The organism is Mesorhizobium sp. M1C.F.Ca.ET.210.01.1.1 (assembly GCF_004791585.1).
GTDB lineage: Bacteria > Pseudomonadota > Alphaproteobacteria > Rhizobiales > Rhizobiaceae > Mesorhizobium.
This window is the reverse complement of sequence record NZ_SRUU01000228.1, coordinates 1-282: the sequence shown is the minus strand read 5'-3', so window position 1 is coordinate 282 and position 282 is coordinate 1. Positions and strand designations below refer to the sequence as shown.

General features: G+C 68.4%; 1 pseudogene. It reads left to right on the top strand.

What is annotated here, in order from left to right:
* Positions 1 to 282: pseudogene (locus EN853_RS33695) on the top strand (sulfatase); the annotation flags it as partial.

Sequence of the window (282 nt, the reverse complement as noted above, 5' to 3'; positions counted from 1 at the left end):
ATGCCGGCCTGCACTATCATTTCGACTGGGCCGCGACGCTGATCGACCGGCTTGGCGGCAGCGTGCCAGTGCTGTGGGACGGGCAATCCTTCGCGACCGCGCTTGCCGCCGGCGAGGAGGGTGGGCGCGATTTCCTGGTGCTGAGCCAGGGCGCATGGGCCGTGCAGCGCGGCGTGCGGTTCCGGCTCGACGGCGCCGACTGGCTGATGCTGCGCACCTACCATGACGGCTACAAGGACTTTGGGCCCGTCAGCCTGTTCAACCTCAGCGAGGATCCGCACG